Raw genomic sequence first — 18,305 nt, 5'->3', positions numbered from 1 at the left:
GGACGGGGTGGGTCGCCATCCCGACGCACGCCGAGATCTGACGCGCCCCGGCCGATGTTTGGAAACGGGCGTGCGCGGCAACTCGGCCGAGACGTGAACGTCACCCGTCTCGACCGAACGGAGCATCGCAGTGTTCGAGAAGAATCCGCCGGTTCCCGGCTCGCCCGCCGGTTTCGAGGTCCCGGTCGAGGAACCCACCACCCCCACGGACCCGCCACCGGCCAAGCCCGACCAGCGTGAACCCATCCCGGTCACTGCCACCGGCACACCCGCAGACCTGCCCGACGGCGCGCGCGGGCCTCAGGGCCGATACCTCACCACCGCGCAGGGCGCGCGGCTGACGGACACCGACCACTCCCTCAAGGCCGGTCGTCGCGGCCCCACCCTGCTGCAGGACCACCACTTCCGCGAGAAGATCACCCACTTCGACCACGAGCGCATCCCCGAGCGGGCGGTGCACGCCCGCGGCGCCGCGGCCCACGGGGTCTTCCAGGCCAACGGCGCCGCCTCGAAGATCACCCGTGCCGGGTTCCTGCAGAAGGGCGCCGAGACGCCCGTGTTCGTCCGCTTCTCGACCGTGCTCGGCTCGCGCGGCTCCGCCGACACCGTCCGCGACACGCGCGGCTTCGCGACGAAGTTCTACACCGAGGAGGGCACGTTCGACCTGGTGGGGAACAACATCCCGGTGTTCTTCATCCAGGACGCGATCAAGTTCCCCGACGTCGTCCACGCGGCCAAGCCGCACCCGGACCGGGAGATCCCGCAGGCGCAGAGCGCACACGACACGTTCTGGGACTTCGTCTCGCTCCACACCGAGGCCACCGCCCACACCCTGTGGAACATGTCCGACCGCGGCATCCCCCGCTCCTACCGGATGATGGAGGGCTTCGGCGTCCACACCTTCCGGATGGTCGACGCCGACGGTGAGACGTCGCTGGTGAAGTTCCACTGGAAGCCGCGCCTGGGGGTGCACTCGCTGGTGTGGGAGGAGGCGCAGCTGCTCGGCGGCATCGACCCGGACTTCCACCGCCGCGACCTCGCCGACGCGATCGAGGCCGGGGCCTACCCGGAGTGGGATCTGGGCGTGCAGGTCTTCCCCGACACCCCGGAGCAGACGTTCGAGGGCATCGACCTGCTCGATCCCACCAAGATCGTCCCCGAGGAGCTCGCGCCGGTGCAGGTGATCGGGACGATGCAGCTCAACGCCAACCCGACCAACTTCTTCGCCGAGACCGAACAGGTGGCCTTCCACCCCGGGCACCTCGTGCCGGGTATCGACGTCACCGACGACCCGCTGCTGCAGGGCCGGCTGTTCTCCTACCTCGACACCCAGATCAGCCGGCTCGGCGGGCCCAACTTCGGTCAGCTGCCCATCAACCGGCCGCATGCGCCCGTCAACGACATGCTGCGCGACGGCATGCACCAGACCGGTATCCACCCCGGGGCGGCCCCGTACCGGCCCAACTCGCTCGGGGCGGGCTGCCCGTTCCTGGCCGGCGCCGGGGAGGCCGCGTTCATCGACGTGCCGGCACCCCTCGCCGCCGGGGTCAAGGAACGCGCACAGCCGAGTTCGTACGACGACCATTTCTCGCAGGCGCGACTGTTCTACACCAGCCTGTCCGAGGTCGAGAAGCAGCACGTGGCCGACGCCTACACGTTCGAGCTCGGCAAGTGCTTCGAGCAGGCGATCAAGGAGCGGGCCCTGCGCGTGCTCGCGAACATCGATGCCGGACTGTGCGCCACCGTCGCGGCCGGCCTGGGGCTGCCGGCACCGGAGCCGACGGTGGCCCTCGCCGGTGAGCCGCTGCGCAGCGAGGCGCTGTCCCAGGTCGGTGCGACCTGGCCGATCGAGGGCCGGATGATCGGCATCGTCGCGGACGACAGCGCCGACGTCGCCGAGGTCGCCAAGGCCGTCGCCGCGGTGGCCGCCGCGAAGGCCGTGCCGCTGGTGATCGGCCCGCACGGCGGCAAGCTCGACGGCGGCCGCAAGGAGGTGCCGATCTCGCGGACCTTCGCCACGGCCCGGTCCGTCGAGTACGACGCGCTGCTGCTCGCGAGCGCCCCGGCCGATCCGCGCGTGCGCGTCCTGGTCGACGAGACGTTCCGGCACTGCAAGGCGATCGGCACGTGGGGCGCCGGCACCGAGGCGCTCGAGCACGCGGCCGTCCACCCCGAGGCCCCGGGTGTGGTCACCGCCGACGATCCGGAAGCGGTGGTCACCGGGATCGTCGACCTGCTCGGCGCCCACCGCGTGTGGGAGCGGGCCCAGGCCTGACCCCCGCGCGTCCCCCGCCTGGGGTGGTGGCCGAATGTCACACCGCTTCGATTGGATTGAACGCGTGTGACATTCGGTCACCACCGGCGTGTGATATTCGGCCACCACGGGTGTGTCAGGAGAAGGGCTTGCCGCCGGTGACCGCGATGACCTCGCCGGTGATGTAGCTCGACTCCTGCGAGGCGAGGAAGACGTAGGCCGGCGCCAGTTCGGCCGGTTGCCCGGGGCGGCCGAGCGGGACGTCGTCACCGAAGGCCTCGAACTTCTCCCGCGGCATGGTGGCCGGGATCAGCGGCGTCCAGATCGGTCCCGGGGCAACGGCATTGACCCGGATTCCCCGCTGCGCGACGTCCGCCGCCAGCCCCTTGGTGAAGTCGACGATGCCGGCCTTGGTCGTGGCATAGTCGAGCAGTTCCGGCGACGGGCTCGTCCCCTGGATCGACGACGTGTTGATGATCGTCGAGCCCGGCTCCATCACCTCGACCCCGAACTTGCACAACCAGAACAACGCGTACAGGTTCGTCTTCAGCACGCGATCGAACTGCTCGGTCGTGATGTCGGCGATCCCGTTCATCTGCACCATCTGGAATGCCGCGTTGTTCACCAGGATGTCCAGGCCGCCGAGTTCGCGCACCGCCGTGTCGACCAGGTGCCGGCAGTGTTCCTCGGCGCGGATGTCGCCCGGCACCGCGACGGCGCGCCGGCCCGCGTCCTCGATCCACCGCACGGTCTCGCGGGCGTCGTCCTCCTCGGACTCGAGATAGCTGAGGACGACGTCGGCGCCCTCGCGGGCGAAGGCGATCGCGACGGCCCGGCCGATCCCGGAGTCGGCACCGGTGATCAGCGCCCGCCGGCCCTCGAGCCTGCCGCTGCCGCGATAGGTCTGCTCGCCGTGGTCGGGTGCCGACACCATGTCGGACGTGAGGCCCGGATACTCGAGCTCGGGTTGCCGCTCGCGATCCGGTGCCGGGTACTGCTCGACCGGATTGCGGGGCCGGTGCTGGTCGGTCATGGTTCCTCCCTCGAGGTCTGCGGGCGAGTGCCGGCGGCCCCGGACGGGGACCGTCGGGTCCGGCCGGTGCATACCCGGACCCGGGAGCGGGTACACGGGGGGCACGGTCGGCGAATCCGAGCGCCGCAGCGCTCTCCCGGCCCGACTTCTGGAAAGGATGCGGCTGTGACGGAACACGAGAACGAGTTTCGGAGAAGCGACGAGACCCGGGCGGGTGCCGATCCGGTGCACGGCAGGCAGACGTACAACAGGGATCTGACGACCGACAGCGACTTCCCGGCCGACGACGCCCGCACGATGCGCAGCCACGCCGGCGAGGCCCTGACCGACTCCAAGGGCTGGCCCGGCTACTTCTTCCTGGGCCTCGGGCTGCTCCTGCTCGGGCTGACGCTGGTGGCCGCCGGGTACGGATTCGAGGGCTGGGCGTGGATCGCCGGCCCGGCGTGCATCGTGTCCTTCGCGGTGGGTGCCGTGCTGGTCCTGCTGGAGCGCAAGCGGGTCCGCGACGTCGAGGGAACGAGCCTGCGCGAGCCGCGCGGTCACTGACGCTCACCGGCCCGCCCGGCCCGTCGTCACGCCGGGTAGTGTGCCCAACCGTGAATCCACGCCCGCAGACGTCCGCGCCGATGCGTGGCGCGTTCGTGGGTTCTACCTCCGCCGCGGTTTCCGTCGCGGCCCACGGGCTGGCGGGCGGCGAAATTCCGGCCCAGTCGTCGGTGGTGCTGCTGATCGCCGCCTGCGCCGCGTTCGGCGCCGCGGTGTCCGCCATCCGGTCGTCCCGGCTGCTGCCCGCCCTGGTGCTCACCCTGGGGGCGGGACAGATCGTCGGTCACACCGTCCTCACCCTCACCGCCGAGCACGCCCACGGCCCCGGGCTCTCGCCCGCGATGCTCGGCGCCCACGCCGCGGCCCTCGTCGTCTCCGCCGCCCTGATCCGGGCGGCCGAGCAGGGCTGTGCCGCGGCGCTCGGCGTGTTGCGGCGCATCGTCGCCGCGGTGCTCATCCTGCCGCCGGCGCATGCGCCGCTGTGGGTGGCCACGCCGTCGCACCGGGCACGTCTCGTGCTGCGGGTGCTCGTTTCCGCGCAGGCCGGCACCCGGGGTCCGCCCCGCACCGCCTGACCCGATCCCGTTCCGCCGTGGCCCGTACGCCGCGGCGGCTTTCCCACGTGTGCCGACGCCCGGCGCGGTGCTCCGCCCTCGATACCCGCGCTGCCGTCGCCACCGACGATCGAAACGAGCATTCGCATGTCCACGACCGACCTCGGGACGGATCGTCCCGTCCCACCCCGTTCCGGCCCGGACCGTTCCGCGACGCCCGCGCTGCGCCCGCTGATGCTGCGGCTGCACTTCTACGCCGGCATCCTCGTCGCCCCGTTCATCCTGATCGCCGCGGTCAGCGGCGGCCTCTACGCCCTGTCCCCGACGATCGAGCAGCTCGTCTACCGCGACCAGTTGCACACCGACGCCACCGGTCCGGCCGTGCCGGTGGCGGAGCAGATCCGGGTGGCCACCGGGCAACGCCCCGATCTCACCGTCACCGCGGTGCGGCCGGCCGCAGCACCCGGCGAGACCACCCGGGTCCTGTTCGCCGACCCGAGCCTCGGCGAGTCGCAGCGGCTCGCCGTCTTCGTCGACCCGGTCACCGCGCGGCCGCTCGGTGAGCTGGCCGTCTACGGCAGCAGCAGCGCACTGCCGGTCCGGACCTGGATCTCGCAGCTGCACCGGCACCTGCATCTCGGCGAGCCCGGCCGCCTCTACAGCGAGTTGGCCGCGTCCTGGATGTGGGTGATCGCGCTCGGCGGCGTGTACCTGTGGGTGCGCCGCTACCGCACGGTGCGTGCCCGCCACGCCCAGGCACGCCTGCTCACCGTCGACCGCACCGCCACCGGCCGGTCCCGCACCCTCGGCTGGCACGGCGTGGTGGGCGTGTGGATCGCGGTGGGCCTGGTGTTCCTGTCCGCGACCGGCCTGACCTGGTCCCGGTTCGCCGGCGACAACATCGCCGAGCTGCGGGCCGCGCTGCACTGGAAGACGCCGACCGTCGACGCGACCCTGACCGGGGGTGGCGCCGCGGCCGCGACGGGCCACGAGGGGCACGGCGGCCACGCCGGGCACGCCGCCGACCCGGGACTGCTCGACGCGAACATCGCCCGGATCGACTCGGTGCTGGACACGGCCGCCGCCGCGGGACTGACCGGGGTCGTCGAGGCCTCGATCCCGGCGCAGACCGGCACCGCGTTCACCGTCGCCGAAACCCGCCAGCCCTGGGTGTACGGCATCGACTCGGTCGCCGTCGACGGCGCGACCGGCGAGGTCGTCGACGTGTCGCGGTTCGCGGACTGGCCGCTCGCCGCGCAGCTGACGTGGTGGTCGATCACCCTCCACATGGGCATCATGTTCGGGCTTGTCACGCAGGTCGCCCTGGCGCTGCTGGCGGTGGCGTTGATCACGGTTGTGCTGCGCGGCTACGTGATGTGGTGGCGGCGGCGGCCCACGCGAGGGTCGGCGTGGGCCGTCGGCCGGGCCCCGGCGCGCGGCGCGCTGCGCCGCATCGGCGCAGGTCCGGCGGTCGCGATCGGCGTCGCGGCCGCGGTCGTGGGCTGGTTCGCCCCGGTGCTCGGGCTGAGCCTGCTGGCGTTCCTCGTCGTCGACACCGCCGTCGGGTGGCGCATGCGGGGGCGCGCATAATGGTCCCTCGTGTGCCGATCGACGAGGAGTGCCGGTGAGCGACGATCTGTCCGCGTACCGTAAGGAGTTCGCCCGCATCGAACGAAGGGTCGCCGGCGAGTTCGACGCCGGCCGGCGGCACCGTGTCCTCGTCGCCTGCATCGTCGCGGTGGTGCTGGGTCTGCTTCTGCCGCAGTCGGATACGGAATGGTCGTGGACGGTGCTCGGCACGTGGTTCGGGCACGACGCCACGACGACGGTGCCGATGCGGATCTTCGTGAGCCTCGCCCTGGTGTTCGGCGTGGTGTCGTCCGCCGCGGCGCTGTGCACGCACCGCTGGCGGCTCGCGTCGGCGTCGATGCTCGGCTCCGGACTGGCATCCCTGTTCGGACTGCTCGGCTACTGGTCGCAGAACGGCATGCCGGTCGAGACCCCGCACGCCCCGGGCGCCGGGATGGTGCTGTCCTGGCTCGGCATGGTGGCGCTGACCTCGCAGTGGCTGCCCGTCGTGCTCAGCCGCTCCCCCACGGACCGGCACCCGCATCCGGTGACCACGCCCGTGCTCTGACGGGGCATCCGCGCGCCGGTCCTCGGCGCGCGGATGTCCCGTGTGCACGGATCCACTGCATGCCGGGGGGACGCGGCGTACATTTCCCCGGTGAATCGGCCGCACCGGGCCGGCGCATTCCTCGGCGTGCGGTCAGGAGACGTCGCCGTCCGCGCGACGTAGCAGGTAGGTGTCCATCACCCAGCCGCGCGCGGCCTTCGCGCGGGCGCGGGCCCGCTCGATGTCCGGCAGCACCTCCCGCAGCGGGCCGGCGACGAGTTCCTCGTCGGACGTGCCGAGGTCGGCACCCCACCAGATGCGCCAATCACCCTCGAGCCGGGCGCATTCCAGCGCGCCGTCGAGCATGACGACGAGGTTGTCACCGCCGGCCGCCACCTCCTGCGCGAGCCGGCGGCCCGTGGTGACGACGATCGGGCCGCCGATCCGGTTGAGCACCAGCCGGTGCCGCGCCGCGAGCAGCGACACGCTGCTCACCCCGGGGATCACGTCGTAGTCGACGTCGAGCACGCCCCGGTCACGGATGCGCTCGACGACGCGAATCGTGCTGTCGTACAGGCTCGGATCGCCCCACACGAGAAATCCGGCGGTCTCGTGCTCGGCGACCTGCTCACGCAGCACCGTCTCGTACGCGGCGGCGCGGGCGGCGTGCCAGTCCCGCACCTCGGTGCCGTAGGCGGACGGGGCGCGGTCCCGCGGCGGGTCCGGCACCGTGATCGTCCGGTAGTCGCCGGCGATGTGGCGACGGCAGATCTCCTCCCGCACCGCGACGAGGTCGTCGACGCCCCGCTGCTTGTCGGCGACGAGGAAGACGTCGACGTCGTTCAGCGCCCGGACCGCGGCCACGGTGAGGTCGTCGGGCCCGCCCGGCCCGATCCCGATCAGCCGCAGCCGCCTCCTCACGCGCGGTCCTCGAGGTCGCCCTCCACGTCCAGGTAGGCCTGCTGCAGTTCCGCGAGCGTCGCCGGATCCGGTTCGGCCCACAGGCCGCGGTCGGCGGCCTCGGTGAGCCGTTCGACGATGCCGCGCAGCGCCCACGGGTTGGCCTCGCGCAGGAACCGCTGGTTCTCGGAGTCGAGGGCGTAGGTGCGGGCGAGGGTTTCGTACATCCAGTCGGCGACGACCCCGGCGGTGGCGTCGTAGCCGAACAGGTAGTCGACGGTGGCGGCGAGCTCGAACGCGCCCTTGTAGCCGTGCCGGCGCATCGCCGCGAGCCAGCGCGGGTTGACGACCCGGGCCCGGAACACGCGGGCGGTCTCCTCCGCCAGCGAGCGGGTGCGGACCTGGTCGGGGGTGGTCGAGTCGCCGATGTAGGCCTTCGGGTCCGCACCGGTGAGCGCCCGGACGGTGGCGACCATGCCGCCGTGGTACTGGAAGTAGTCGTCCGAGTCGGCGATGTCGTGCTCGCGGGTGTCGGTGTTCTTCGCCGCCACCGCGATCCGCCGGTAGTTGGCGCGCATGTCGTCCGCGGCCGGGACGCCGTGCAGGTGCCGCCCGTACGCGAAGCCGCCCCACGCGGTGTACACCTCGGCGAGATCGGCGTCGCTGCGCCAGTTTCCGGAATCGATGAGCGGCAGGATGCCGGCGCCGTAGGAGCCGGGCCTGGAACCGAAGATGCGGCGCACCGCGCGCTCGGGGTCGCCGTGCTCGGCCTCGTCGCGGCGGGCGTGCGCGCGCACGTAGTTCAGCTCGTCGGGTTCGTCGAGGGCCGCGACGGTGCGGATCGCGTCGTCGAGCATCGCGACGACGTGCGGGAAGGCGTCGCGGAAGAACCCGGAGATGCGGACGGTGACGTCGATGCGCGGCCGGCCGAGCTCGTCGAGCGGGATCACGGTCAGCTCGCGCACCCGCCGGGACTCGGCGTCCCATTCCGGGCGCATGCCGATCAGGGCGAGGACCTCGGCGATGTCGTCGCCGGAGGTGCGCATCGCGGAGGTACCCCACACCGACAGGCCCACCGAGGGCGGATAGCCGCCGGTGTCGGCGCGGTACCGGTCGAGCAGGTTGTTCGCGAGCGCCACGCCCGTGTCGTAGGCGAGCCGGCTCGGCACCGCCTTCGGGTCGACGGTGTAGAAGTTGCGGCCGGTGGGCAGCACGTTGACCAGCCCGCGCAGCGGCGATCCGGACGGGCCGGCGGGCACGTAGCCGCCGTCGAGGGCGTGCAGCACCGCGCCGAGCTCGTCGGTGGTGCGTGCCAGGCGCGGCACGACCTGCTCGGCGGCGAAGGCGAGCACCCGCTCGACCTCCGGGTCCGTCCCGCCCAGAACGGACTGCACGACCGTGGCGGCGCTGCCGGCCTGCCAGCCGGCGTCCTCCATGCCCTGCACCAGTGCCTGGGCCTGCGCCTCGACCGCGTCGGTCTCGGTGAGCGGCGCGTCCGGCTTCAGGCCGAGGGCGGTGCGCAGACCGGGCACGGCGTGGGCCCGCCCGCCCCACACCTGGGCGGCCCGCAGAATCGACAGCACCAGGTTCACGCGGGCCTCGCCGACGGGTGCCGTGCCGAGCACGTGCAGGCCGTCGCGGATCTGCGCGTCCTTCACCTCGCACAGCCAGCCGTCGACGTGCAGCAGGAAGTCGTCGAACTCGGCGTCGTGCGGGCGGTCCTCGAGCCCGAGATCGTGGTCGAGCTTGGCGGCCTGGATCAGCGTCCAGATCTGGGCGCGGATCGCCGGCAGCTTGGCCGGGTCCATCGCCGCGATGTTCGAGTACTCGTCGAGCAACTGCTCGAGACGGGCGATGTCGCCGTACGACTCGGCGCGCGCCATCGGCGGAATGAGGTGGTCGACGATGGTGGCGTGGGCGCGGCGCTTCGCCTGAGCCCCCTCCCCCGGGTCGTTGACCAGGAACGGGTAGATCAGCGGGAGGTTACCGATGGCGGCGTCGGTCGCGCAGGCCGCGGACAGGCCGGCGTTCTTGCCGGGCAGCCACTCCATCGAACCGTGCTTGCCGAGGTGGACGACGGCGTCGGCGCCGAAGCCGTTCTCCACCCACCGGTACGCGGCGAGGTAGTGGTGCGACGGCGCCATGTCCGGATCGTGGTAGATCGCCACGGGGTTCTCCCCGAACCCCCGGGGCGGCTGGATCATCAGCACCACGTTGCCGGCCTGCAGGGTGGCCAGGACGATCTCGCCCTCGGGAGCGGACTGCCGGTCCACGAACAGCTCGCCGGGGGCCGCGCCCCACGCCTCGGTCATCGCGTCGGTCAGTTCCGCGGGCAGGTCCGCCGTCCACTTGCGGTACTGCGCCGCGCTCACCCGTACCGGGTTGCCCGCCATCTGCTCGGCGCTGAGCCATTCCTCGTCCTGCCCGCCCGCGGCGATCAGGGCATGGATCAGCGCGTTGCCCGCCTCGGCGTCGTCCTCGGTGTCGAGGCCCGGGAAGCCGTCGCCGAGGTCGTAGCCGCGCTCCCGCAGCGCGCGCAGCAGCCGGATCGCGGAGACCGGGGTGTCCAGGCCGACGGCGTTGCCGACCCGGGAGTGCTTCGTCGGATACGCCGAGAGCATGATCGCCAGGCGCCGCTGTGCGGGCGGGATGCGCCGCAGGCGGGCGTGCGCGACGGCGATGCCGGCGACGCGGCGGCAGCGTTCGGGGTCGGTGACGTAGCGGGGCAGGCCGTCGGCGCCGAATTCCTTGAACGAGAACGGCACGGTGATGATGCGGCCGTCGAACTCGGGGACGGCGATCTGCGTCGCGGAATCGAGCGGGGAGACACCCTCGTCGGAGTCGGCCCACGCGTCGCGTCCCCAGGTCAGGCACAGCGCCTGCAGGATCGGGACATCCAGTGCGGCGAGCGCTTCGACGTCCCAGGCATCGTCGTCGCCGCCGGCGGAGACGGTGGCGGGGCGGGTGCCGCCGGCGGCGAGGACCGTGACGATCAAGGCGTCGAGGGTGCCGAGCTCGGCCAGCAGGTCCGCGGGGGCACCGCGCAGCGTGGAGCAGAAGATCGGCACGGCCACGGCACGGCCGGTGGCGTCGACCGCCTGCGCGAGATCGCGGACGAAACGGGTGTTTCCGCTGGTCTCGTGGGCGCGGTAGTAGAGGATGCCCACCCTCGGCAGGCCGGGATCGGTCGCGGCGGGCGCGTGCCTGCCCCACTCGGGCAGCGCGGCCGGCGGCTCGAAGCCCTCGCCGGTGAGCAGGACGGTGTCCGACAGGAAGGCATGCAGCTGGGCGAGGTTCGCGGGCCCGCCCTGCGCGAGGTAGGCGTGCGCCTCGGTGGCGATGCCGACGGGGACGGTCGAGTGGCTCATCAGCTCGGCGTCGGGCAACTGCTCGCCGCCGAGCACGACGACGGGTGCGCCGTGCGCCAGGACCGCGTCGATACCGTTCTGCCAGGACCGGACGGAGCCCAGGATGCGGACGATCACCAGGTCGGCGCCGTCGAGGAGGCGGGGAAGCTCGGTCCCGACGTCGAGGCGCGACGGGTTGCCCAGCGCGTACTCGGCATCCGAGCTCAGCGCCGACAGCAGGTCGGTGTCCGACGTGGACAGCAGCGCGAGCCGCGTCACGACCGGGCCCTGCGCAGTTCCCGATCGCCCCTGCGCAGCACGAAATCAGCCATGTTCAGTCTCCAAACCCTCGTGGACTTCCCGCGCCGTGGCCGGTCTCCTGGCTGACGGATCATCGCTGCCACGCCGACCTTCCCGGACTTCCGTCCAGTGGTCTCCGGACCGGCGGACCGGTCCGGACGAGGGCGAGCACCTACCCGCTCACAGTGGCGAGGGCCGCGCCGGTCTCACACCGGCTTCCCGAGCACCACGGCAGGTGGAGCGTAACGCACCGGTTCCTCGACGTGTGCAACCATGTGCCCCCATGGTCGACCTTCCCCCTGCGCTCGCCCCGGACCGGTGCCCCGGTCTGCTGCGCCCCCACCTCGCCGCCGACGGCGCGCTGGTGCGGCTGCGCGCGCCCGGCGGCAGGCTCCCGGACGGTGGACTGCGGGCGCTGTCGGAGGCGTCGATCGCCTACGCGGACGGCGACGTCCACCTCACGTCTCGCGGAAACCTGCAGGTCAGGGGTGTCACGGTGGACGAGCGCGGCGGTGTGCCCGCCGGCCTCGTCGACGCGGTGGCGGCGGCCGGGTTCCTGCCGGCACCGTCGCACGAACGGGTCCGCAACGTCGTCGCCTCGCCGCTGTCCGGGATCGTCGGGGGACGCGCCGACATCCGTCCGCTGATCGGCGCGCTCGACGCCGCCCTGTGCGCCGAACCCGCGCTCGCGCAGCTGCCGGGCCGGTTCCTGTTCGGGCTCGACGACGGCCGCGGCGACGTCGCGGCCCTGCGCTGCGACCTCGCCGCGGTGGCCGTCGACTCGGGGCTGTTCGAGATCGCGATCGGCCGGCTCTGCGGGCCGGTGGTCCCGGCCGACCGGGTCGTCGACGCGCTGATCGACCTGGCGCGGCGGTTCGCGGCGGTGCGCGGCACCCGCTGGCACGTGCACCAGCTGCCCGAGGCGGGGGCCGAGCTCGGGGGCGGCGCGCCGCTGCCGCCGGCCGCCCGGTACACGATGCCGTACGGCCCCCTGCCGGGAGCGGTCTCGGCGCTGGTCCCGCTGGGCATCCTCTCGCCGGCGATGGTGGCGGCGCTGCCCGAGTCGGAGGTGATCGTCACGCCGTGGCGCGGCCTCGTCCTCGCCGGCGAACCAGATCCGCAGCCGCTGCGCGACGCCGGGTTCGTGCTCGACGGTGCGTCGCCGTGGACCCGCACCACCGCGTGCGCCGGCGCGCCGGGGTGTAGCCTCGCCGAGGGCGACACCCGTTCCGCGGCCCGGCGTGCCGTCGCCGGCGCGCTCCCGGCCGGGCACCTCCACGTCGTGGGATGCGAACGATCCTGTGGCGCCCCGAATTTCCCACACACCCTCCTGTTCGCGAGGACCGACTCATGACGCCCACTCCCCCACCCCGGCGCTACGACTACGTCACCGACGGCGCCGACATCTACGTCCGGTCGTTCGCGACGATCCGTGCCGAGACGGACCTGTCCGCGATCCCCGCCGACGCCGAGAAGGTGGCGGTGCGGATGGTGCACGCGTGCGGCCAGACCGACCTGACCCGCGACCTCGCGATCCATCCGGACCTGGTGTCGGCGGCGCGCGGGGCGCTGCGGGCGGGCGCGCCGATCCTCACCGACGCCCACATGGTCGCGTCCGGGGTGACGCGCACGCGGCTACCCGCGGACAACGAGGTGCTGTGCCTCCTGCGCGACCCGCGGGTGCCGGACCTCGCGGCGGCGTGGGGCACCACCCGCTCGGCCGCGGCGGTCTCGCTGTGGGAGGACCGGCTCGACGGCGCGGTCGTCGCGATCGGCAACGCCCCCACCGCGCTGTTCCACCTGCTCGAGCTGATCGACGCCGGCGGCCCCCGGCCCGCCGCGATCGTCGGGGTGCCGGTCGGGTTCATCGGCGCCGCCGAGTCCAAGGAGGCGCTCGCCGCGCATCCGCTGCAGCTCCCCTACCTGGTGGTGCGGGGACGCCGCGGTGGTTCGGCGATGGCGTCGTCCGCGATCAATGCCCTGGCCCAGGAGGCGGAGTGAACGACACCGGACGGTTCTACGGCGTGGGGCTCGGCCCCGGCGATCCCGAGCTGATCACCCGCAAGGCGGCTCGGCTGATCGAGCACGCCGACGTGATCGCCTACCACTCGGGCACCCACGGCCGCTCCATCGCGAGGGGCATTGCGGCCGAGCTGATCCGGGAGGGGGTGATCGAGGAGGCGTTGATCTACCCGGTCACCACCGGCACCACCGACCATCCCGGCGGCTACGACGGCGCCATCGCCGACTTCTACGACGAGTGTGCGGCGCGCCTGGCCGCGCACCTCGACGCCGGCCGCACCGTCGTCGTGCTGTGCGAGGGCGATCCGCTGTTCTACGGCTCCTACATGTACCTGCACGACCGGCTCGCGGATCGCTATGCGACCGAGGTGGTTCCGGGCGTGACGTCGGTGTCCGCGGCCGCCGCGGCCGCGGCGGAACCGCTGGTGCGGCGCACCGACGTGCTCACGGTGCTGCCCGGCACGCTGCCCGAGCCGGAACTGGCGCGCCGTCTCGCCGACACGGACGGCGCCGCGATCATGAAGCTGGGCCGTACCTTCCCCGCGGTCCGCAGCGCGCTCGCGCAGGCGGGCCGGCTCGACGACGCGGTGTACGTCGAGCGCGCGTCGATGGGCGGGCAGCGCATCGTCCCCGTCGCCGAGGTCGACGCCGACGCGGTGCCGTACTTCTCGGTGATCCTCACCCCCGGCGACCGGGCGCCGCGCAACCGGGACATCACCGACCGGTCCCGGCCCGTCGTCGCCGACGCTCCCGAGGCGGTCGCTGCCCGGGGGCTCCTCGTCGTCGGTCTCGGCCCCGCGGACGAGAAGTGGCTCACCCCCGAGGCCGCCGCCGCGCTGGCGTCCGCCGACCACATCGTCGGCTACGGGCCCTACGTCGACCGCGTGCCGGTCCGCCCGGGCCAGCGGCGGCACGCGAGCGGGAACACCGTCGAGGTGGACCGGGCCCGGTTCGCGCTCGAGCTGGCGCTGTCCGGGGAACGGGTGGCCGTCGTCTCGGGCGGCGACGCCGGGGTGTTCGGGATGGCGTCGGCCGTGTTCGAGGCCGCGCAGGATCCGCGGTTCGCCGAGCTGCCGGTGCGCGTGCTGCCCGGGGTGTCGGCGATCCAGGCGGTGGCCGCACGGGCGGGCGCCCCGATCGGCGGGGACTTCGCCGTGATGAGCCTGTCCGACCGGCTCAAGCCGTGGGAGGTGATCGAGCAGCGGCTCGCGGCCGTCGCGCAGGCGGACCTGGTGCTGGGTCTGTACAACCCGGCGTCGCGGTCGCGGACCACGCAGGTCGCGCAGGCCCAGGCCGTGCTGCTGCGGCACCGGCCGGCCGACACCGTCGTCGTGGTCGGCCGCGACGTCGGCCGCCCCGGCGAGTCGCTCGAGGTGACCACGCTCGAGAAGCTCGACCCGGCCACGATCGACATGAAGTGCCTGCTCATCGTGGGATCGTCCGGGACCACGGTCACCGACGCCGGCGCGGTCTGGACGGCGCGGTCGGTACGCTCCGACTCCTGAAATCCGTGCGGTACACCGGAATCCGCGCACGCCGCGGCGGGCGCGGATTCCGGGTCAGCGCGTGAATTCCGTGCGATCCCGCGCCGGGTCGTAGAGATGCGAGCACGCGACGTCCGGCTGTGTCCGCACGCCCAGGGCCCGGCCGACGACGATCACCGCGGTGTGCTTCAGTCCCGCCGCCTCGGCCCGGTCGGCGATGTCGGCGAGGGTGCCGCGCAGCACCAGCTCGTTCGGGCGGGACGCGAACGCCACCACCGCAGCCGGGCAGTCGGCGCCGTACTCGCCGCTCAGTTCCCCGGCCAGGGCGCGGATGCGGGTGATCGCCAGGTGTAGCACCAGGCTGGCGCGCAGTCCCGCGACGCGCGCCAGGGACTCGGTGTCGGGCATCGCCGTGGATCGCGCCTGGGTACGGGTGAGGACCACGGTCTGCGCCAGTTCGGGCACGGTCAGCTCCGTGCCGAGGGTCGCGGCGGCGGCCGCGTAGGCCGGCACGCCGGGGGTCACGTCCCAGGGCACCCCGGCCGCGTCGAGCCGGCGCGTCTGCTCGGTCAGGGCCGAATACAGCGACGGGTCACCGGAACACAACCGGACGACGTCGAGGCCGCGCCGGTGCGCGTCCACCAGGTTCGCGGTGATCTCGTCGAGATCCAGGTGCTGGGTGTCGACGAGTTCCGTGTCGGGCCGGCAGTGCGCGAGCACCTCGGCGTCGAGGTAGGTGCCGGCGTAGAGCACCACCGGTGCCTCGCTCAGCAGCCGCGCCGCCCGCAGCGTCAGCAGGTCGGCCGCACCCGGCCCGGATCCCACGAAGTGCACTGTCATTTCTCGCCTTTCGTCACCTGCCACTGCACCACCGGGCGCAGCGCCTGCCAGCCACTGAACCCGCCGAGGGGTGCGGCCTGCTCCACGGTCAGCCGGGTCAGCTCCCCGCCGTGGGTCTTCCACCACTGCACCAGCGTCGCCTCGGTCTCGAGCGTCACCGCGTGCGCGACCAGCCGCCCTCCCGGACGCATTTTCTCCCAGCACTTTTCGAGCACACCGGGAATCGATCCGCCGCCGCCGACGAAGACGGCGTCGGGGGTGTCGAGACCGTCGAGCGCCGCCGGGGCGGGGCCGCGCACCACCGCGACCGACGGGACGCCGAGCCGCGCGGCGTTGCGGGCGATCCGCTCCGCACGCCCCTCGTCGCGCTCGATCGCGACGGCGCGGCAGCGCGGATCGGTGCGGGCCCACTCGATCCCCACCGAACCGGCGCCGGCGCCGACGTCCCACAGCAACTGCCCCGGCCGGGGCGCGAGCGCGCACACCGCGGCGAGCCGGATCGGGCGCTTGGAGATCTGCCCGTCGTGCTCGAACGCGTCGTCGGGCAGGCCCGGCGCGGTGGAATATCCCTCCGCACCTAGGCATTCGACGCAGACCACGTTGAGTGCGGGTGCGTCGCCGGACCACTCGCCGGCGGTGGCGCTGCGGCGGGCCTCGGCGTGGGCACCGAGGTCGGACAGCACCGTCAGCACGCTCGCCCCGAAGCCGTCGCGGCGCAGCAGGTCCGCGACCTGCGCGGGCGTGCCGCCGTCGGAGGAGAGCACGATCAGCCGCCGGCCCCGCCCGAAGGCGCGGCGGACGGCGTGCACGTCGCGGCCCACCAGCGTCACCACGTCCACCGACTCGGCGCTCCACCCCATCCGCGCGCGGGCCAGGGCCACCGACGACACCGCGGGCAGCACCGTCACCGCGGCGGCGCCGAGGTGGGCGATGAGCGTGGAGCCGATGCCGGAGACGAGGGGGTCGCCCGAGGCGACCGCGACGATCCGCCGGTCGCGATGGCGCTCGAGCAGCGCGGCGAGCCCGTCGCGCAGCGGGGACGGCCACGGCTCCCGGACGGCGCCGGTCTCGGGCAGCAGCGCCAGGTGGCGCCGCCCGCCGAGCAGGACCTGCGCGCCGAGCACCGCGTCGCGGGCGGGCGGCGGCAGGCCGTCCCAGCCGTCGGCGCCCATGCCGACGACGGTGATCTGTGAACCCATGGCGTCGAACCCTAGCCGGTGCGGTTAGACTCGGCGGCGGCAAGACAATCGAGGTGCCCCTCACGGGGATAATCGGGAAGCCGGTGCGAATCCGGCACAGGCCCGCTGCGGTGACCCGGGAGCCGTCGATCACGCGCATCACGCGCAGCCACTGGACCGGCCGGTCCGGGAAGGCGATCGCACGGCGTCGATCGGGAAGTCCGAATACCGGCCTCGATTTCAGCTGCCGAGAAGACATCCCAGCGGGAGCCTGTGGAGGTTCGAGTGCACGTGTATCCGTTCAGTGCCGTCGTCGGCTCCGACGACCTGGCGCTGGCCCTGTCCCTGTGCGCGGTCTCGCCGTCGATCGGCGGGGTGCTCGTGCGCGGCGAGAAGGGCACCGCCAAGTCGACCACCGTGCGCGCCCAGGCCGCGCTGTTGCCGCAGGTCACCGAGGTCACCGGCTGCCGCTTCGCGTGCGATCCCGCCGCCCCCGACCCGGCGTGCCCCGACGGTCCGCACCCGGGCGGTGCGGCGACGCAGACCCGTCCGGCGCGGCTGGTGGAACTGCCGGTCGGTGCCACCGAGGACCGCGTCACCGGCTCCCTGCACCTGCAGAAGGCCCTGTCGGCGGGCACCGCCGAGTACGAGCCCGGCCTGCTCGCCCGGGCGCACCGCGGCGTGCTCTATGTCGACGAGGTCAATCTGCTGCACGACCACCTCGTGGACCTGTTGCTCGACGCCGCCGCGATGGGCCGCTGCTCCGTCGAGCGCGACGGGGTGTCGGTCTCGCACGCCGCCCGGTTCGTGCTGGTCGGCACGATGAACCCGGAGGAGGGTGAGCTGCGGCCGCAGCTGCTCGACCGCTTCGGCCTCACCGTCGAGGTGGCCGCGCCCCGCGATCCGCAGGTACGGGCGGAGATCGTGCGGCGGCGCCTGGCGTTCGACGCCGACCCGGACGCGTTCGTCGCGCGGTGGGCCGACGCCGAGGCGGCGCTGACGCGGCGGTTGGCGCAGGCCCGCGACCGGCTGCCGCAGGTGCGGCTCGGCGACGACGCGCTCGTCGCGATCGCGGAGGTGTGCGCGGCGTTCGACGTCGACGGGATGCGCGCCGACCTGGTCACCGCGAAGACCGCCGTCGCGCACGCGGCGTGGGTGGGCCGCGACGAGGTGACGCGGGAGGACATCGCGGTGGCGGCGCGGCTGGCGTTGCCGCACCGCCGTCGCCGCAACCCGTTCGACGAGCCCGGCATGGACGAGTCGCTGCTCGACGAGCTGCTCGGCGAGCAGCCGCCCGAGCCCGATCCGGACGGCCCCGACGATTCCGGTCCGGACGGCCCCGACGATTCCGGTCCGGACGGCCCCGGCGCCGGCGAGGCAACGCCGGGCCGGGACGACCGGGGGCAGGGCTCCGGTGCGGCGACGTCCGTTGCGGCCCCCGCCGAGCCCTACCGGACCCGCCTGTTCACGGCCGACCGCACCGGCCGCGGCGCCGCGGGCCGCCGCTCCCGCGCCCGCACCACGGTCGGCCGGACCGTCGGCGAGCGTCGCGGCGACACCGGCCCGATCCATCTGCCCGCCACCATCCGCGCCGGCGCCCTGCGCCGTGGAGCCCGAGGTGTAGATGACGTAGGCGGGATGGTCGTGGCGCAGCGGCCGCACGCGGTCGACGAAGGCGAGCGGGTCGGCCGGGCAGGCGTCGAGTTCCTTCCGGATCTCGGCGCCGTCCAG

At 73.5% G+C, this 18,305-nt stretch carries 14 protein-coding genes and 2 riboswitches; of the genes, 9 read left to right on the top strand and 5 right to left on the bottom strand.

Features of this window, described 5'->3' with window-relative positions; all coding sequences use genetic code 11:
• Nucleotides 1-130: 130 nt before the first annotated feature.
• Nucleotides 131-2,275, top strand: a complete 2,145-nt coding sequence (locus ACWPOB_RS24825; protein ID WP_455402449.1) for a catalase — start codon at nucleotides 131-133, stop codon at nucleotides 2,273-2,275.
• A 115-nt stretch (nucleotides 2,276-2,390) separates the two neighbouring features.
• Here the strand turns inward: ACWPOB_RS24825 and ACWPOB_RS24820 are convergent, their stop codons facing one another.
• Complete coding sequence (locus tag ACWPOB_RS24820) at nucleotides 2,391-3,287, bottom strand: SDR family oxidoreductase (RefSeq protein WP_455402448.1); 897 nt, start codon at nucleotides 3,285-3,287, stop codon at nucleotides 2,391-2,393.
• 225 nt (nucleotides 3,288-3,512) lie between these two features.
• On the opposite strand from ACWPOB_RS24820, the gene ACWPOB_RS24815 reads away from it, so the two are divergent.
• The 4 genes from ACWPOB_RS24815 (at nucleotide 3,513) to ACWPOB_RS24800 (ending at nucleotide 6,524) form a co-directional block, all read left to right on the top strand.
• Nucleotides 3,513-3,833: a hypothetical protein gene (locus ACWPOB_RS24815; protein WP_455402474.1), complete on the top strand. Its 321-nt coding sequence runs from the start codon at nucleotides 3,513-3,515 to the stop codon at nucleotides 3,831-3,833.
• A gap of 50 nt (nucleotides 3,834-3,883) precedes the next feature.
• A complete protein-coding gene (locus ACWPOB_RS24810) occupies nucleotides 3,884-4,408 on the top strand; it encodes a hypothetical protein (RefSeq protein ID WP_455402447.1) in 525 nt (174 codons plus the stop codon).
• Nucleotides 4,409-4,534: 126 nt separating this feature from the next.
• Nucleotides 4,535-5,977: a PepSY-associated TM helix domain-containing protein gene (locus ACWPOB_RS24805; RefSeq protein WP_455402446.1), complete on the top strand. Its 1,443-nt coding sequence runs from the start codon at nucleotides 4,535-4,537 to the stop codon at nucleotides 5,975-5,977.
• A gap of 34 nt (nucleotides 5,978-6,011) precedes the next feature.
• Nucleotides 6,012-6,524: an Rv2732c family membrane protein gene (locus tag ACWPOB_RS24800; protein ID WP_455402445.1), complete on the top strand. Its 513-nt coding sequence runs from the start codon at nucleotides 6,012-6,014 to the stop codon at nucleotides 6,522-6,524.
• Nucleotides 6,525-6,656: 132 nt separating this feature from the next.
• Here ACWPOB_RS24800 and cobF read toward each other — a convergent pair whose 3' ends face one another.
• Together cobF and cobN are read right to left on the bottom strand one after the other, a co-directional pair.
• On the bottom strand, nucleotides 6,657-7,424 hold the full coding sequence (gene cobF, locus ACWPOB_RS24795; RefSeq protein WP_455402444.1) for a precorrin-6A synthase (deacetylating): 768 nt from the start codon (nucleotides 7,422-7,424) through the stop codon (nucleotides 6,657-6,659).
• A complete protein-coding gene (cobN, locus tag ACWPOB_RS24790) occupies nucleotides 7,421-11,029 on the bottom strand; it encodes a cobaltochelatase subunit CobN (protein WP_455402443.1) in 3,609 nt (1,202 codons plus the stop codon). Before cobN ends, cobF begins: the two co-directional genes overlap by 4 nt.
• A 73-nt stretch (nucleotides 11,030-11,102) precedes the next feature.
• Nucleotides 11,103-11,296: riboswitch (cobalamin riboswitch) on the bottom strand.
• 37 nt (nucleotides 11,297-11,333) lie between these two features.
• Here cobN and ACWPOB_RS24785 point away from each other — a divergent pair.
• From ACWPOB_RS24785 to ACWPOB_RS24775, 3 genes are read left to right on the top strand one after another with little or no spacing between them, the layout of a single operon-like run.
• A complete protein-coding gene (locus tag ACWPOB_RS24785; protein WP_455402442.1) occupies nucleotides 11,334-12,404 on the top strand; it encodes a cobalamin biosynthesis protein CobG in 1,071 nt (356 codons plus the stop codon).
• The gene (locus ACWPOB_RS24780; RefSeq protein ID WP_006945411.1) at nucleotides 12,401-13,051 is read left to right on the top strand and encodes a precorrin-8X methylmutase; all 651 of its coding nucleotides are present in this window, start codon (nucleotides 12,401-12,403) and stop codon (nucleotides 13,049-13,051) included. The genes ACWPOB_RS24785 and ACWPOB_RS24780 overlap by 4 nt, the downstream gene beginning before the upstream one ends.
• Nucleotides 13,048-14,577: a precorrin-2 C(20)-methyltransferase gene (locus ACWPOB_RS24775; protein ID WP_455402441.1), complete on the top strand. Its 1,530-nt coding sequence runs from the start codon at nucleotides 13,048-13,050 to the stop codon at nucleotides 14,575-14,577. The genes ACWPOB_RS24780 and ACWPOB_RS24775 overlap by 4 nt, the downstream gene beginning before the upstream one ends.
• A 54-nt stretch (nucleotides 14,578-14,631) precedes the next feature.
• Here ACWPOB_RS24775 and ACWPOB_RS24770 read toward each other — a convergent pair whose 3' ends face one another.
• A complete protein-coding gene (locus ACWPOB_RS24770; RefSeq protein ID WP_455402440.1) occupies nucleotides 14,632-15,396 on the bottom strand; it encodes a cobalt-precorrin-4/precorrin-4 C(11)-methyltransferase in 765 nt (254 codons plus the stop codon).
• Nucleotides 15,393-16,595, bottom strand: coding sequence for a precorrin-6y C5,15-methyltransferase (decarboxylating) subunit CbiE (gene cbiE / locus ACWPOB_RS24765; protein ID WP_455402439.1), 1,203 nt, complete (start codon nucleotides 16,593-16,595; stop codon nucleotides 15,393-15,395). Before cbiE ends, ACWPOB_RS24770 begins: the two co-directional genes overlap by 4 nt.
• Before the next feature lie 39 nt (nucleotides 16,596-16,634).
• Nucleotides 16,635-16,825, top strand: a riboswitch (cobalamin riboswitch).
• Nucleotides 16,826-16,859: 34 nt separating this feature from the next.
• On the opposite strand from cbiE, the gene ACWPOB_RS24760 reads away from it, so the two are divergent.
• A partial coding sequence (locus tag ACWPOB_RS24760; RefSeq protein ID WP_455402438.1) for an ATP-binding protein occupies nucleotides 16,860-18,305 on the top strand: 1,446 nt, incomplete at its 3' end.

It is taken from the genome of Rhodococcus sp. 2H158, assembly GCF_053764755.1.
The sequence above is the reverse complement of the archived record's forward strand: the minus strand, read 5'-3'. Positions and strand labels throughout refer to the sequence as shown.